Raw genomic sequence first — 16,475 nt, 5'->3', positions numbered from 1 at the left:
AGCCTTTAACGCCTCGGTTCCTGCGGACTGTTGCGATGGGCGGGGATGTGGGCGGCGTCAATTTCCGGCCCGGCCAGCGCCAGCATCTGGATCGCGGCCAGCCCCCATTGCGCGGCGGCATTGGTGGACAGGCGCGGCCATTCGACCTGATTGCCCACCGCCATGCGCGGGTCATGATCCCATGTGCCAAGGCCTTCATCGCCGGAGAAAAACTCCTCCACTGCGCGGCTCATCAGCGACCGGTCATGGCGCGCCCGCGCCGCATAGGCGGTCATGCGCGAATAGGCCTCTCGCAAATTGCGCGCACCAAAGGGCGGGCCGAATTTGGCGAGGAAGTCGGGCTTGGGCGCATTGTACCATTGGCAAAATGTGACCCATGCCTGAGCATAGGATGGTACGTCGATCAGGCTGATGATTTCGGCATTGATCTCGGTTGCGCCGAACACGGATGACAGGTGGCTGATGCCGATCGTGTCACCCTTGCCAAGGAAACGATGCGTGGCCGGATCATAGGGCGCGCCGCCCGCCAGCCAGCCATATTTCATCGCCCCGATACTCTGCATCCCCGCCGCGATCCGGTTGCGCCATTGCGGGTCGCCGGTGCGCTCCCACTGGGTCAGCCATGCGCCCACAACTGCCGTCCAACTGGGGCCAAAGCCCATGTCGAACGTGCCCTTTGGCCCGGAATAGGGTTTGGCGCCCGGCACCTTGCGCCCGATCTCGACATGGTCCAGCGTGCGGTCGCTGTCCACCAGATCGGCGATCAGGTCACCCACCCGATCATCGGCGGTCAGGTAGAAATAGATGCGGCGATAGATCGCATTGGACACGCGCGGCTGTTTGGAACTGTCGCCCCAATGCTGCACCCCATGGCGCGTGCCCAAGCCTTTGAAGCGGCCCATGTGATAGGTGTCGACCTCGCTGGTGTGCCGCGTCATCGCCTCGGCCAGACGGAAGGGTTGCGCGGCCCCGGTGCGCAAAGCCTGATACCACAGCCACAGATCGGGCGAGAGTTCGCTGTTGTCCCATGCAAAGCCGCCGATGTCATAGCGCCACTGATGCCGGTCGGCGTCATAGGTGTGCATGATGTCGCCATGGTTCCAGAAACCATACCATCCGCGCCGGTCCACTTCGCCGGCATAGAAATCGACGAGGCGTTCAAGCTGATCCTCGACAATCGCGCGGTTGCGGCTGGAACGATCGGGCAAGGACCAGTCGCCGAACACGCCCGCCTTGTGCAGATGGTCGGGCGCGGCCATCAGGCGGGGGGAGGCGGCATTGGCGGCGGCCATCGCCTTGATCGCGGCATTTTCGGGCGTCGCCTCACAGGCCCAGAGCGTCAGTTCGTGCGTTTTGGCGATGCCGGTCGCGCTGCCCCAGCCGGGTTCGTAATCCTCATAGGTGATGTCGAGGCCTGCGTTTTGCGCGTCATAACCTTCCATCCCGTTGACCCCGCGCCATGGGCGCAGGTCCATCGGTTCGGCGCGCGGGCTCCACAGCCATGCCGTCAGGTGCGCGGTGTCCGAGGCCGCATCGCGCACCGACAGGGCGCTGGGACAGGTCTGCCAGAACCAGCGCTGGGCGATGGCTGCGCCGCCGCTGGGGCCGCCGACATAGGCAAGGCCCGGCGCGCGATGGCCAGAGGCCGAGGCCACCCATGCCATATCGGCCTGCGTGCGCTTTTCGATGCGGAACCCATCGGCGTTGGGCTGCTCCAACCAGAAGTCTGACCATGTGGGGATGTATTGCAATTTATCGCGCACAACCGCCGCCATTTGCGCGATGGGCGGCGTGGCGCGGCCTTCGACCTGTGCGTGGCGAAAGGCGGCGCCCGGATCGCGGCGCAGGCCAGTCAGCGGGCGGACGGCTTCGGCAAACAGGGGGCCATCGCTGGCCATGCGGATGTGGCGGTCATGGAGCGCATCGCGCATCGGCACGGCCACCGAAACCCCAAGCGCGGCAATCGCGTCGCGCGCTGGGTCGCCGTCATAGATAAAGCTGTGAACGATGCGCAGATGCCGCGCCCCGGCATAGGCGTAAAAGCGCAAGGTGAAGGGCAGGGCGGCCTCTTGCCCCTGTCGGTGCACGCCCTCAATCTTGACGACGGCGCGCACCGGGCCGCTTTGCTCCAGCGTCAGGCGCGTGACCGTCCCGGCAAAGGCAGCGCCCATCTGGCCGACCAGAGACACTGGCCCCATGACGGTACGCCCTCCGATGGCGGCGCTGCGGATTACGGCATTGCCTGATTTGGCAAAATCCCATGTCACCCCGGCGCAGGTAAGACGAAGGCCATCGGGCGTCTGTTCCACACGGATCGGGTCTGATGGCGCAGGACCGGGCGTGCCGGGCGTAACGGTGATGTCATCTGGCACGGCCTCGCCCAAACTGGCGGGCAGGGCGTGGGCGGTCCATTTGACCGAACCGTCGGGCCAGTAGGCCGTGGGCCAGCTTTGCGCCGGGATGGGCGATCCATGCGCCGCCAGCGAAAAGCCCGAACGCCGCGATACCGCGCCGCGTGGCCATGCCACGCCAAAACTGTGGCCAAGGTCCATTGCGGGGCGGCCCTCCAGCCAACGCGCCGGGGCGGGGGGTGGCGCGGGGGCGGCCTGACCGATGCGGGGGGCAAGGGCGGCGGCGGGGATCAGGCTGGCAAGTTTGAGCGCGTCTCGGCGGGTACTCATCATTTGGCCTTTATGCGAATGCGGCGAAAGGCCCAGTGGCTCCAAGTGGAGCGCAGGCCAAACCAGCCGGATGTATAGGGGGCGGGGTCGAAAAGGGTGAAAAGGCGCGCGCCATCGCGATCCACCGCCACGGTCGAACCATCGGCGATCAGCGTGACATGCGTCCATTGGTTGGGGATCAAGGGCGCATCGCCCCGATTATGTTCAGGCAGGAGCGGTCTGACCCCCGGCGTCGCGATGTATCGGCGCAGGCGCGTGGTCGTGTTGCGATTGCCGCCTATGCCAACATAATAGGTTTGCAGCGTGTCATAATCTTCAAACCGGCCCGAACGCGGTGCAGGATCGGCGCCATCGGCCTCCCGCGCCATCCAGAAGGCGTTGAGGTCGCTGACCGTATCGTTTGGGCCGCCATGCGCGATGGGCATGGCGTCAAAACTGATGCGGACGGGCCCGGTCAGGCGGCGGCGATACCACAGGGTCAGGCCCTTGGCCGTGTCGATCTCGATCCGGCCTTTGACGTTGGTGATGGGGGCCGGACCTTCGGCCTCGGCGCGCCAGTCGGCGGGACGGGGCCTTGCCATCCCGCCGCACAGGCAAAGGGCGGCGCAGAGCAGGAGAGGAAGGCTCACGCGCCGCCCGTCCGGCTTACATCTTGGCCCGGATGCCGAAATAGACCCGGCGGCCAAAGGTTTCGACGGTCGACACGCGATAGGTGCTTTCCTCATCCTCTTTGCGTTGAGCATTGGTGATGTTGACCAGATCGACAAATGCGGTGAAGTGATCGCCGATCTTATAGCTGAGCGAGGCGTCCCACTGGCCATAGGGTTGGCCAAAGGCGTTGAGATTGTCGCGTTCCGGCCCGATATTATAGCGCGAGCGCCAGTTGTACGAGATGCGCGCGTTCAGCTTTCCATCGTCATAGAATGTCGAGATATTATAGCTGTGCCGCGACAGGCCGGGAAAGCCCAGTGCCTGACCGCTGTAATAGCCCAGCGTCGAAAAGCCCTTGTCCTTGGCATAGGTGTAATTGGCCTGAAGCCCCATGTTTTTCAGCGGGCCGGGCAGGAAGTCGAAGCCATAGACAAGGCCCGCTTCAAACCCGTTGATCTGGACCGGGGCGGCGCTGTTGTAATAGGTCGAGATGGTGAAATCGGTGCCGCTGAAATTTTCCGTGCTGGCCGCGCGATAGGGGAAGCCCTGAATATCCTTGCGCCAGAAAGTGGCCGACAGATAATTCACCCGCGAGATGTACCATTCCAGCCCAAGGTCATATTGCTGGGCCGTATAGGGTTTGAGGTTGGGATTGCCCCGCGATCCGGTCAAAGCCACGGTGTTGAGTGACATCGAAGGCGCGATCTTGGACAGATCGGGCGCCGCGGCCACCGAGGTCGCCGTGGCGCGCAGGATCAGCTTGTTGGGGATCAGTTCATAGCGCAGGTTGGCGCTGGGCAGGACAAAGGTGCGGCTGCCGGTAAAGGTGACGGGGGCGAAAGTGCCCGCCGTTGTGTTGATGTTATAGCCTGACGCGATCGTGTCCATCTTGATCACGCGCGCGCCCACCACCACGGCCAGTGCGCGGTCAAACGGGGTGAACCCCCACTTGGTCGAGATATAGCCCGCCAGGTTCTTTTGCGTGACATCATACGTGTCGCCCGGCGACCAGTTGCTGGTGCCATAGGCCGACGGGATGCCAGCCGCATTGGCGATGGCCATATTCATGTTCAACCAGCGTTGAATGGTGGTCGAACCGATATTGCCGGTTGAAAAGAAGTTGTGATCGCCAAGATCGGCATATTTCGCATAGGACTGGATCTGTGACAGGATCGCGGCATTGGTGGACGAGGAGGTGATGGCATCGACCGCCGTGCCCGTTGCCCATGTGCGCGTCTTGATATTGCCCTGTCCGGCAACGGTGCTGTACCCTTCATAGGTGACGGTGCCGTCGTGATAGATCGAGTTCAAATTGGTCACGCGGCGCTGAATGCCGACCTTGATCAGTTTGAGGAAGCCGCCAACCTCATAATCGGCGTCGAATTGGAAATTGCGCTCGGTCTGGATGTTCTTGCGCGGTTTGTGCTGAATTTGCAGATAGTTGATGCCCGCCGGATTGGTCGGATCGGTGGACAGACCGATGTTGGGCGCGCCCGCCGCATTGCGATAATCCACCGTGACCGAGGTCAGGCCATATTGCGTGCCCACCACGTCGATTTCATCATTATAGGCCCGCGCCCATGAATAGCCGCCCCGCGCACGCAGGGTCAGCTTGGGGTTGACCTTCCATTCCGACCCCAGCGTGCCGGTATAGGTTTGGCGGTCAATGGTGCCGTTGATGTTGCGATAGGATACGCCCAGCGCGTTTGTGCTGTTGGGGTTGGCCACCGGCGTTTGCTGAAACTGGACATAGCTGGCCGCGTTGCCCGCGTTGACACTGGTGTCATTCCCAAGCGTCAAAGCCGGCGTCAGGGCCGAAAACGTGTTGATCTGCATCAGCTGGGAATTGAGCGTTTGCAGGCCGCGCGTATAGGTATTGTCGAAGAACAGGCGGAATTTGTCGCTGGGCCGCCATTCGACAATGCCGTTAAAGGCATAGCGTTCGGTGCGCTCGCGATACATGGCATAGCGCGGAATGTCGGGATAGAAATCGCCCATGCCATCGCCATTGCGGTCGACGCAGCCGGTTTGCACGGTCTGGCTGCATTGCGCCGCCGTCGCGCCCACCTGACGGATCTGGCGCCAACCGGTGGTCTTGGCCTGATCATACCACAGGCTGCGCTTTTCATAGGTGGCCGAGAGCAGCACGCCCAGCGTATCATTGGCAAACAGGCGGCTGCCGATCAGCGCCGCCTTGGGATCGGTGCGATTGCCCAACGTGCCGTAAACCCCCTGAACCGATCCGGCCAGATAGGGCTTTTTCGTGTCGAACGGGCGGCGGGTGATGATGCGCACTGTGCCGCCAAGGCCGCCTTCGGTCATGTCGGCGCTGGCCGATTTGACGACCTCCAGACGGCTGATGAATTCAGCGGGGATGTCGCGGAATTCGACCGCCGGATTGGTGGCCGAACCGGCGGCGGGCCCAGCGGCGGTGGACAGGGTGGATTGCCCATTGATTTCAACGCGGATCAGCCCCGGATCAACCCCGCGAATGGACACCGCCGACCCTTCGCCGCCCGCGCGCTGGATCTGGACCCCGGTGATGCGTTGCAAGGCTTCGCCCACGTTCTTGTCGGGGAATTTGCCCACGTCTTCGGCGGAAATGGCGTCCACCACCTGATCCGAATTACGCTTTGTGTTCAGCGCATTGGCAAGGCTTTGGCGAATGCCGCTGACGATGATGTCGGCATTGGTGGGGGCGGTTTGCGCACGCGCCAATTGCGGAGAGAATAATGCAAGGCAAAGCGCGGCAGACGCAGATGAGCACCGCCAAAGGTGGGCCTTTGAAGCCATGGTGACAACCTTCCCTGTTTTATATCTTAATGCGTTGCTCAATGTGAACTTATCGAGCGCATTATGAACCTAACGCTATGCGTCGGGCTTGGCAAGTCCTGTTGCGAAATATTGCCAGAAATTGACGGGCGCCGTCATGCCTGAATATATCATATGAAAAACAGTCGGTTGGAAGGGGCCATGTCCCAGCCATCAGGCCAGATACCAAATGCCGAGGTTTCAGAATGTGATGATATGATCCATATGTGTAATTATGGATGGGGCGTCACAGGGGGGGGCTCTCAACCCACCTTGCGATCAAAATGCATGTGGGGACGCTTGCGCCGCGCAAAGAGATATAATATTGCTATCAATAATAGCAGAATGTCAGGATGCTTTTGAAAGGCTGAACGGATGGAATTCACACGATTGAACCCGATGACGGGCGATGTTGCCTCCTCGGCGGTGGCGATGCAGGCAGGCGATATGGCGGGAATCGCGGCACGCGCCGCGGCGGCCCAGCCTGCATGGGGGGCGATGGGCCCGAATGCGCGCCGCGCTGTGCTGCAAAAGGCGGCTGATGCTCTGGCGGCCAAGAAGGACGAATTCGTCGCCGCGATGATGGGCGAGATCGGCGCGACCGCCGGTTGGGCGATGTTCAACCTTGGCCTGGCGGTGTCGATGGTGCGCGAAGCGGCCAGCCTGACCACCCAGATTTCGGGCGAAGTGATCCCCTCGGACAAGCCCGGCTGCCTTGCCATGGCGCTGCGCGAACCGGTGGGCGTGATCCTGGGCATTGCGCCGTGGAATGCGCCGATCATTCTGGGCGTGCGCGCGATTGCCACGCCGCTGGCTTGCGGCAATGCGGTGATTTTGAAGGCGTCGGAACAATGCCCGCGCACCCATGCTCTCATCATCGAGGCCTTTGCCGAGGCCGGTTTCCCCGAAGGCGTGGTCAATGTCGTGACCAATGCGCCTGCGGACGCCGCCGATGTGGTCGGCGCGCTGATCGACGCGCCGGAAGTGAAACGCATCAATTTCACCGGCAGCACCGCCGTTGGCCGCATCATCGCCACGCGTGCTGCGCAGCAATTGAAGCCCTGTCTTCTCGAACTGGGCGGCAAGGCGCCTTTGGTGATCTGCGCTGACGCTGATCTGGAAGAGGCGGTCAAGGCGGCTGCGTTCGGCGCCTATATGAACCAGGGCCAGATCTGCATGTCGACCGAACGGATCATCGTGGTGGACGCCGTGGCCGATGCCTTTGCCGAGAAATTCGCCGCCAAGGTCAAGACCTTGACCGCAGGTGATCCGCGTCTGGGCAACACGCCGCTGGGCGGGGTGGTCGACGCCAAGACGGTGGCGCATTGCCTCAGCCTCGTCGATGATGCCGTGGCCAAGGGCGCGGTGCTGCTGACGGGCGGGGAAACCACGCTCAACGTCGTGATGCCCGCGCATCTGGTGGACAAGGTGACGCCGGACATGAAACTGTTCCGCGACGAAAGCTTTGGCCCCGTCGTCGGCATCATCCGCGCGCGTGACGAGGCCCACGCGATCGAACTGGCCAATGACACCGAATATGGCCTGTCGGCTGCGGTGTTTACCAAAGACATCGCCAAGGGCCTGACCCTTGCCAAGCAGATCAAGTCGGGCATTTGCCACATCAACGGCCCGACCGTCCATGACGAGGCCCAGATGCCCTTCGGCGGCGTCGGCGCATCGGGCTATGGCCGCTTCGGCGGGCGTCAGGGCATCGACAGCTTCACCGAAACACGCTGGATCACGGTGGAAACACAGCCCGGGCATTTCCCCATCTGATGCGCAAGGGTTTGATCGCGGCGGGCCTTGGGCTCGCCGCTTCGCCCGCATGGGCGCAGGCACCAGCCGCGCCTGCGCCCACGCTCGACTATGCCTTTACCGCACGCATCACGCTGGCCGCTCCGGTCGAACAGGGTGAGGTGGCAGGCGGGCGCAAACGCTTTATCGCGATCACCGGCGGGACGATCGATGGCCCCATGCTGAACGGCACGGTCTTGCCCGGCGGAGGCGATTGGCAGACAATCATGCCCGGCGGTTTGACCAAGGTTGAGGCGCGCTATTTCCTGAAAAGCGCCGATGGCACGGTGATCGAGATCACCAACCCCGGCGTGCGCGTGGCCAGTCCCGAAGTCACCGAAAAGCTGGCCAAGGGCGAGAAGGTTGATCCGTCAGCCTATTACTTCCGCACCACGCCGCGCTTCGATGTAAAGGCGGGACCGCAGGAATGGCTGGCGCGCTCGGCCTTTGTGGCGCGGGGCATCCGCATGCCGGACCATGTCGTCATCGATTTTTACATTGTTCGATAAAGTTCGGGCGCTGTTTTGGAGCAGCGCCCGAATTTCCATGCGTCAAACGGTGTTGGCGGCGATTATTTCCGGGGGCATCGCCGGACGAAGAATTATCTAAACTTCATGGAATTGCAGTTCAATCTTCACCCCATTCGGGTCGTAGATGTTGATTTGGGTGACATCGCGCCCTTGTAATTTCGCCTCGCGGAATGGGACGCCTTTCGCCGTCAAATGTGCCCTCCACTGCCCCAGATCCGCACAGGCCAGCGCGACATGATCGAGGCGGCTTTTGGCGCCAATATCGGCCACGACCTCATCACTCGTCGGCCCGTTTACATGGATCAAAGGCACACCATCGGCATAGAGCCACAGGTTTTGCGGCCGCCCATGGACCGAACCCGCCGGACCGCGCACCATGCCCAGACATTCCTCGTAAAAGCGCAGGGTTTCCTCGAACAGAGGCGTGCGGATGTTGACGTGGTCAATTTTCAAAATCCGCATCGCCATCATGACCTTATGCTCTAATCGCGGGGCCGCGACAGGCGGGGCGGCTGGGCCGAGGCGGCGGGCTTATGCGCGGCCAGCCATGTCTGTCCAGCGACATTGAGTTTGACCGTCTCCACCTTGTCGCCAAACCACAACAAAGTGTCATTCTTCACGCTCCACGGCTTCCAAGGCATGGCGGGCGTATCGGGCGAACCTGTATTGGCCAGCGCCATCAACGCCTCCATCATCTGTTTCGACAGGGTGCGGTCCCATTCGGTCCAATTGCGCGTGGGGCGGATGGAATTATAGGCGTCCTGTGTGCCGAACCAATAGGGGATGTCGGCGGTGTGATAGGCGCCCACGGTCGCGGTATCCTGATCGGCCAGTTTGACGCCGGGGATATAGGGATGGCGGCGGGTATATTCGTCGATGAACACATTCACGCCCTGTGCCGCAGTATCGACCGCGCAGGCCCGCGCCGAGGCGGCCAGATTGGCGTCCTGCGCCGCGCGGTGGGCGGCGGCGCGAACATCGGCGTCGGTTTTGGCCGGATAGAGTTTCAGGAAAGCGGGGGCATCGGCGCCAAACAGCTTTTCCGCGCCCGCCTGATATTCGGCAACACTCTTGGCGCCAGTGATGGCGTCATAGCCGAACGCCAGATCATCTTCGTTAAAGGAGGCGACCATCGGCACCTTGGCGAAATTGCCGGCGGCCACCGCATCGGCGGCCTGTTGCGGCAGGACGCGGCCATCGACGATCGGCCCGTTGATCCGTACGCCCGACACCGACAGGCCCAGTTGCGATTCCGACTGTGTGGCCAAAATACGGTCCGCCGCCATGGCGCGCATGTCGCTCAGGCTTTTGGCGCCGAGCTTTTCCTGAAACGCGATGCCGATCTTTTCCGCGTCGCCCAGCGTGGGTTTAACGCCCCGCAGGTTGCAACCCGACGACATCACCGCCGCACGGAACAGCCCTCGCGCCGCCGGGGCCAAGACTTGTGCCGCCACCGATCCGGCGCCCGCCGACTGGCCCATGATGACGACCTTGTCCGGGTCGCCGCCGAATTTGGCGATATTGTCATGCACCCATTTCAGCGCCAATGTCTGATCCATCAACCCGTAATTGCCCGAAGCGCCGCCTTGCTCCTTGGTCAATTCGGGGTGAGCGAGGAAACCCAAGGCCCCCACGCGATAGTTGAAATTGACGAAGACTGCGCCCGCCTTGGCCATGGCCTCGCCGTCATAATTGGCCATGCCGGACGAACCGATGGTAAAGCCGCCGCCATAGAGGAACACCACCACGGGGCGCTTTTCACCCGCCTTGGCATTGGTCCACAGGTTGAGCGTCAGGCAGTCCTCGCCGGTCGCTTCCTCGCCGAAATAGTGGTTGATGTCATGCGGGCGCAGCACTTGAATGCAGGCCGGGCCTTTGCGGTCGGCGTTGAATATGCCGGTCCAGTGGGCGGGCTGGGGCGGGGCCCAGCGCAGGTCGCCGGTGGGCGGCGCGGCAAAGGGCACGCCCAGATATGCCTTTACCCCCGATGCCAGCGCGGTGCCTGCCACGCGGCCGCTGCTGGTTTCCACCGGGTCGGACGCGATGGGCTGCATCGACTTGTCGGCGGCGTTCAGCGCCCCCGCGCCCAATGCCATCGCCATCATGCTCGCGGTTAATCTGGTGCCCTTCATGTCTCTCTCCTCTTTGGGGGGAAGGCCGCGCCCGCTTCAGACGAGCGGGTCGCGGTATTTGGCCTGTGCGTTCAACCGGATCGGGGCGTTGACGGCGCCATAGCCGTCGTAACCACGCCGCTCGACCACTTCAAAAAACACCCGCTTGGCCACAGCGCGGGTGTAGAACTGGAAATATTCCGATGCATTTTCCCCTTGGCCATCGCGGTCATAGAGGATGTTCAATTGCTCCATCCGCGCCAGCAATTCAGGATCGAGGGCATATTTCGCCTCCAGATCCTCGTAATAATTGGGGCCGATATCCAGCATCGGCAGACCCGCATCGGCGGCGGCCTGTGCGGCGGCAAACACATCATCAGTGGCAAAGGCGATATGTTGAACGCCCGCGCCGAAATAGGCCTGAATAAAGCGCGAAGAGAGCGATTGCACCGCTATCGAGCCGTTGAGCGTGAAGCGCAGTGCGCCATCAGCCGTCTCGACCGCCTGTGAATAGACCAGCCCCATCGGATCGGCGATCTCAAGCTGGGGCGTCTTTTTCACATCCAGCAGCGCGTGGTAATAGAGCAGCCAGCTGAGCATTTCCTCATATTGCATCGTTTGGGCAATATGATCGACGCGCGAGAGGAGAGGTTGGGTAGGGGCCGGTTCCAATGCGCGGGGGAATTCATCGGCCCACATGGCCGCGCGCGTATCAGCATCGACCAGATAGAGCAGGCTGCCCCCCACGCCGCGCAGGGACGGGATTTCCCATTCATCCGGTCCGACTGGCTGGGCAAATCGGGGAATGTCCAATGCCTGCGCCCGGTCCAGCGCGGCCTGTTGGTCGGGCACGGCAAGCCCAATGGCACAGACCGATCCGCCGTGGACCATGTCAAAGCTGTGCGCCAGACCTTCGGGTTCGGAATTGACAATAAGGTTGATGTCGCCCTGCGCCCAGCGGGTCACGTCTTTGGACCGATGCTGGCCCACCGGGGCAAAGCCCAAAGCGCGGAACACGCGGCCAAAATCCTCGGCTTCCTCGTGGCTGGCGGCAAATTCGATGAATTCTACGCCGTGCGGCGCGATGCGCGGCGGCATGGGCGAGGGGCGTTTGAGCAAACGCGCCGCCTGATCCTCCAGCAGGCGCAGGGACCGATGTCCGTCCCGCGCCACCTGATGCGCAGACCCTGCGCGGAAACGGTCGTTGAAGATCTCAAGGCTCCACCAGCCATCATAGCCGGTGCGCGCAATCGCGGCGGCCCATTCGGCAAGGGGGAAATCGCCCTGACCCGGCATGCAGCGGAAATGGCGTGACCAATTGAGATAATCCATGTCCAGCATCGGCGCGTCGGCCACCTGAACAATGAACAGTTTTTCGGGGCGAATGTCGCCAATACTGGCCGAAGGGATGCGGCGGGCCAGCGAATGGAACCCGTCCAGCACAAGTCCGATGGCCGGGTGATCCACATCGCGAACCAGCGCCCAACTGTCGCGGTGATCAGCCACATGGCGCCCCCACGCCAGCGCCTCATAGCCCACGCGCTTGCCATGGGCGGCGGCCATCTCGCCCAGTTCGTGGAGATCGTCGAGCATACGCCCCCGATCATCCATCGCGTGGGGCGAACAATTGGAACAGAGCAGCACCAGATCAGTGCCCAATTGCTCCATCACATCAAACTTGCGCTTCATCCGCTCGAACGCGCGGGCGCGCAGATCATCAGGCAGGCCCTCCAGATCGCGGAAAGGTTGGAACATGGTGCAGGCCAGGTCGAGTTCGCGCATCAGCGCGCCGATTTCCCGTGCGCTTTCGGGTGCGGAAAGCAGGTCGTTCTCGAAAATCTCGGCCCCGCCATAGCCTGCCTCGGCAATCGCCCGCAGCTTGTCGGAAAGCGCCCCGCTGATCGAGACGGTGGCGATCGAAGTTTTGAAGCCCATCGTCCGCTCCTCTTATTCCGCGCTCTGCTCAAATTTCGAGAAACTCTCCCACATCCTCTGCCGGTCGGGGGTCAGGCCGGTGAAGATGCGGAATGCATCGACCGCCTGACCCACCGCCATGCCCCGCCCGGTCATGGTGCGACACCCAAGGGCCTTTGCCATTTGCAGCAATTGTGTTTCGAGCGGGAAATAGATGATTTCGGAAACCCAGTGGCGCGCCTCCAATGCCTCTGCCACGATCGGCATGCCGGGAAATTTGGCCATGCCGATGGGGGTGGCGTTGACGATGCCGTCCACATCGGGGGCGGCGATCATCGCATCGGGGGCCACACTGGCGCGCCCCTCGCCATAGGCGGCGCATAATTGCGCGCGCAGCGCCTCGGCCCGCGCCGGATCGGTGTCGGTCAGCACCAGATGCGCCACGCCATTCAACGAGAGCAGCGCATGGGCCGTCGCCGAACCCGCCCCGCCGCAGCCCAGTTGCAAAACGCGGTCCAGCTTCTCGCCCGCCATTCTGTCGCCAAAGGCATGGGCAAAGCCGGTGACATCGGTGTTGTAACCAATCCGCCGCCCATCGCGAAACGCCACCGTATTGACCGCACCAATCGCGGCGGCCTGGGGCGAGAGTTCATCGAGCAGCGGGACAATCGCCTGTTTGAAGGGAAAGGTCACATTGACCCCGGCAAAGCCGACCCGCTGCACAGCATCCAGCGCATCGCCCAATTCATCATCGGCCCAACCGCGATCGGAAAAATCCAGCAGTGAATAGACCATATGCAGGCCCTGCGCCTGTGCCTCGCATTCCTGCATCCACGGCGTGCGGCTTTCCAAAATGCCGCGGCCCAGCAAACCCGCCAGAACCCGCCCCTTGCCAATGCCGACCATGACGGAAGGAGAAAGGGCGGCGACGGGGTCTGTCATTGTATTTCCTATTCAAAAAAGACCCGCCCCGGACACAGGTCCGGGACGGGGCAGGGGAGGATCAGAATTTGGTCCGCAGACCGATGTTGACGACACGGCCCAGCGGGTTGGCGTTCAAACCGTCATAACCCACCGCGCCATTGACGGCATAAGCGTTGACGAAGGGGGGCGCCTGATCCAGCAGGTTGCTGACGTCCACATAGAACTGGGCTTCCTTGGCCACGCCCAGATCCTTGAACGTATAGGCAAGGTGCAGGTCAACCGTGGTGAAGGCCTTCACGCTGTCACCGCCGCCGGTGGGCACGCCATTGGTGCGGACCAGCGGATTGACCACCGACGAGCCCCAAAACTTGTAGCTGCCCAGATAGTTGATGAAGACGTCGGCGTTAAGCGGCCCCTTGTCGTAACCAATATTGGCGCGCCCTTCCATCTTTACGCTGGGGAAGGTGGTGTTGAAGCCCGACGTGCCCAGCACGCTGAACTTGGCGCCATTATTGCCGAAATACTGCTCGAACTTCAGCTTGCGGGTAAAGGATGCGCCCAGATTGAAACGACCAACCGGCGTGTCAAAGCGATAATTGGCCGCAACGTCCAGACCAGCGACATTCAGGTTCAGGACGTTTTGCTGTTGGAAGTTATAGCTGAAATAGACCGGGTTGTTGATGACGCCCGTTTGCGGCAGACCGGCCCCCAGAGCTGCGATCTGGGCCGCGGTGGCGCCGGCGGGATAAAGTTGCAGCAAATAGGACAGGTCCGCCGAACCCAGCGCCAGCGGCGCCTGGGGCGCGGTGATGCCGCCGCGCAATTGGTTGTTCCAATAGGTCACGCTGACACGCAAACCGGGAACCTGAACCGGGGTCAGATCGACGCCGATGCTCCATGCCGTCCCCTTTTGCGGTTGCAGCTTGGCATTGCCGCCCGTCACCAGCACGCCATTGGTGCTGGCCCCCAGCGTGCAGGCCGTGGCCGAGCAGATTACGCCCGGAACCGAGGTGATCGCCGGGAAGTTGGCAATCGAAATGGTGGGCGAACCGCCCGGAATGCCGGTGGGGATGATGCCCGAATAGCCCGACTCGCCCGTCAGACCCGTGCCGTTCGAACCGATCGAGGTCAACGCGGGCGCCACAAAGCTCTTGGCCCAGTTGGCGCGGAATTTGATGCCGCGAACGGGTTCAAAGTTCATCGCCAGCTTGGGGTTGGTCGTGCTGCCAAAATCGCTGTAATGGTCGAAACGGCCCGAAATGTTGAGATCGAGCAGTTTGATGAAACTGTCCTTGATCAGCGGGACATAGAGTTCGGCATAGGCCGATTGGACGTTGCGGATATAACGCGTGTTGAAGGCCTGCGAAGATTGGCTGGCAATGCCCAAATTGTTCGCGCGGATGTTGTATTGATCCATTTCATAGCCCATCAATTCGCCGCCGACGGCGATCTTGGCAGGGCCGGCGGGCAGATCGAACAGGTCGCCCGAGACCTTCAGATAGGCATTGCGCAGCAATTGGCGGGCATATTGGAACTGGCGGTTGTCAACCAAGGCCGTCTTGGTCGCGGCCGATGTGCCATTGCCCCACAGGTCGATGGCATTGGCGGTGGTCAGCGCCTGCGACACCGATTGCGACACGCCATTGATGGCCGCCGAAGTAAAGCCGTTTAGCGCAAGGTTGAACACCGATGCGTTGAGTTGCCCCACGTTGACCTGGGTCGATGTGTCGATGCCATAAACACCGCCAAGGTTGACCTGCCACTTGGGCGAGAGGTCATAGATGGCATCGGCGCGGATCGAAATGTCCTCGGCCGTGCCGGTGATGGTGGCGCCGGGGCCGAACATGCCGTCGGCATTCCAGTTCACCGTATAGGTGTTGAGCGGGGGCACAAAAGCGGTTGTGACGCCAGCGCTCGTGGTGGCCGAAGCGACGGATTGGAAATAGGGATTGATCGAGCGGCCCGCCGGCGGCGTGGAGCCATTGCCATAGATCGTGCCGCTGGCGCTGCCGCGCGTCACATTCTGAACGTTGCGGCGGTTGGAATAGATGAAGTCAGCATAAAGATGCAGCTTCTCGCCCACATCCTTGGTGATCTGGGCATAGACATTATGCCGCTTTTCCGAAGGCAGCAGATCCCAGGCCGTGGTCGGATCACAGCCGGTGGCGGTGAAATTGCCATAGCTGGTATAGGTGGTGGAGCCCGATGTGATGGTGGGCGTGTTGCAGCGGTTCGGCGTGAAATTGGTGCCCCCGCGGCCGCGCAGATCCGCCTTGCTGGCATAGGGGCGCGAGGCGGCGGCAAGGTTTGAGCGATCCGAATAATTGTACGAAACCAGCACGCTGCCCGTATCATAGGTCTGGCCCCAGAGCAGCCCGGCGGTCAGCGAGTTATAACCGCTGGCAAAGCCCTTCTGGACATTGGCCTCAAAGCCGTTGACCTTTTTGCGGGTGATGAAATTGATCACGCCCGCCACCGCGTCCGAACCGTAAACCGAGGATGCGCCGTCGGCCAGCACCTCGACCCGCTCCAGCGCCATCGGGGCCAGAATATTGGGGTCGGCCAGCACGTGGTTGATGCCGCTGGTGGGCAGGCGGTGGCCGTTGATCAGCACCAGCGTCGAGTTCGACGCCGAAGCGCCAAGGCCGTGGATGGTGGGTGCGTTGGTGCCCGATCCGTCGGCCGAACCAAAGGCGCCCTGACCCGCGCTTTGCAGGCCCACGACCGAGGGGACGGTTTTCAGAACCTGCTGAACGGTTTGCGCGCCGGTCGATTCCAGATCGGTGCGGGTGACGGTGACCAGATTCGAGCCGACCGGCGCAACGCCCTTGATGCTGGAACCGGTGACGATGATTTCGGCGTCAGGCTTGAAATCGGCTGCCGCTTGTTGGGCATAGGCCGATTGGGCGCAGGCCAATGCAACGGCCAGCACAGAGCTTTGCGCGACGAAACGCATCTTGATTTGCATGATTGTTCCCCTCCCAAGGGCATTGCGGCTCATGGCCAATCTGTTTGTGAACTAACTGGTACATACAGAGTCGGCGGGCGTCAATCCGTTG

General features: G+C 62.1%; 10 protein-coding genes. 2 read left to right on the top strand and 8 right to left on the bottom strand.

Annotated elements, in window-relative coordinates:
• Positions 1–5: 5 nt before the first annotated feature.
• The 3 genes from AC2S2E_RS15055 to AC2S2E_RS15045 all read right to left on the bottom strand — a co-directional run bounded on the left by AC2S2E_RS15055 (position 6) and on the right by AC2S2E_RS15045 (position 6,050).
• Positions 6–2,684 carry an exo-rhamnogalacturonan lyase family protein gene (locus AC2S2E_RS15055; RefSeq protein ID WP_486522919.1) on the bottom strand — a complete coding sequence of 893 codons (2,679 nt, stop codon included), beginning with the start codon at positions 2,682–2,684 and terminating at the stop codon, positions 6–8.
• Positions 2,681–3,262 carry a DUF6250 domain-containing protein gene (locus AC2S2E_RS15050; protein WP_486522918.1) on the bottom strand — a complete coding sequence of 194 codons (582 nt, stop codon included), beginning with the start codon at positions 3,260–3,262 and terminating at the stop codon, positions 2,681–2,683. Before AC2S2E_RS15050 ends, AC2S2E_RS15055 begins: the two co-directional genes overlap by 4 nt.
• Before the next feature lie 64 nt (positions 3,263–3,326).
• Positions 3,327–6,050, bottom strand: coding sequence for a TonB-dependent receptor (locus tag AC2S2E_RS15045; RefSeq protein ID WP_486522917.1), 2,724 nt, complete (start codon positions 6,048–6,050; stop codon positions 3,327–3,329).
• 468 nt (positions 6,051–6,518) lie between these two features.
• Here AC2S2E_RS15045 and AC2S2E_RS15040 point away from each other — a divergent pair, with 468 nt between their 5' ends.
• A complete protein-coding gene (locus AC2S2E_RS15040; protein WP_486522916.1) occupies positions 6,519–7,919 on the top strand; it encodes an aldehyde dehydrogenase in 1,401 nt (466 codons plus the stop codon).
• Positions 7,919–8,446, top strand: a complete 528-nt coding sequence (locus AC2S2E_RS15035; RefSeq protein WP_486522915.1) for a DUF3237 domain-containing protein — start codon at positions 7,919–7,921, stop codon at positions 8,444–8,446. Before AC2S2E_RS15040 ends, AC2S2E_RS15035 begins: the two co-directional genes overlap by 1 nt.
• Before the next feature lie 96 nt (positions 8,447–8,542).
• Here the strand turns inward: AC2S2E_RS15035 and AC2S2E_RS15030 are convergent, their stop codons facing one another.
• The 5 genes from AC2S2E_RS15030 to AC2S2E_RS15010 all read right to left on the bottom strand — a co-directional run bounded on the left by AC2S2E_RS15030 (position 8,543) and on the right by AC2S2E_RS15010 (position 16,384).
• A complete protein-coding gene (locus tag AC2S2E_RS15030; protein ID WP_486522914.1) occupies positions 8,543–8,929 on the bottom strand; it encodes a VOC family protein in 387 nt (128 codons plus the stop codon).
• Positions 8,930–8,949: 20 nt separating this feature from the next.
• Positions 8,950–10,599, bottom strand: a complete 1,650-nt coding sequence (locus AC2S2E_RS15025) for a carboxylesterase/lipase family protein (protein ID WP_486522913.1) — start codon at positions 10,597–10,599, stop codon at positions 8,950–8,952.
• Positions 10,600–10,635: 36 nt separating this feature from the next.
• Complete coding sequence (locus AC2S2E_RS15020) at positions 10,636–12,513, bottom strand: bifunctional sugar phosphate isomerase/epimerase/4-hydroxyphenylpyruvate dioxygenase family protein (RefSeq protein WP_486522912.1); 1,878 nt, start codon at positions 12,511–12,513, stop codon at positions 10,636–10,638.
• Positions 12,514–12,525: 12 nt separating this feature from the next.
• A complete protein-coding gene (locus AC2S2E_RS15015) occupies positions 12,526–13,434 on the bottom strand; it encodes a shikimate dehydrogenase (RefSeq protein WP_486522911.1) in 909 nt (302 codons plus the stop codon).
• Positions 13,435–13,495: 61 nt separating this feature from the next.
• The gene (locus AC2S2E_RS15010) at positions 13,496–16,384 is read right to left on the bottom strand and encodes a TonB-dependent receptor domain-containing protein (RefSeq protein ID WP_486522910.1); all 2,889 of its coding nucleotides are present in this window, start codon (positions 16,382–16,384) and stop codon (positions 13,496–13,498) included.
• Between the last annotated feature and the right edge of the window lie 91 nt (positions 16,385–16,475).

This window comes from Novosphingobium sp. 550D (genome assembly GCF_057401885.1).
This window is presented reverse-complemented; position numbering and strand designations above follow the sequence as displayed.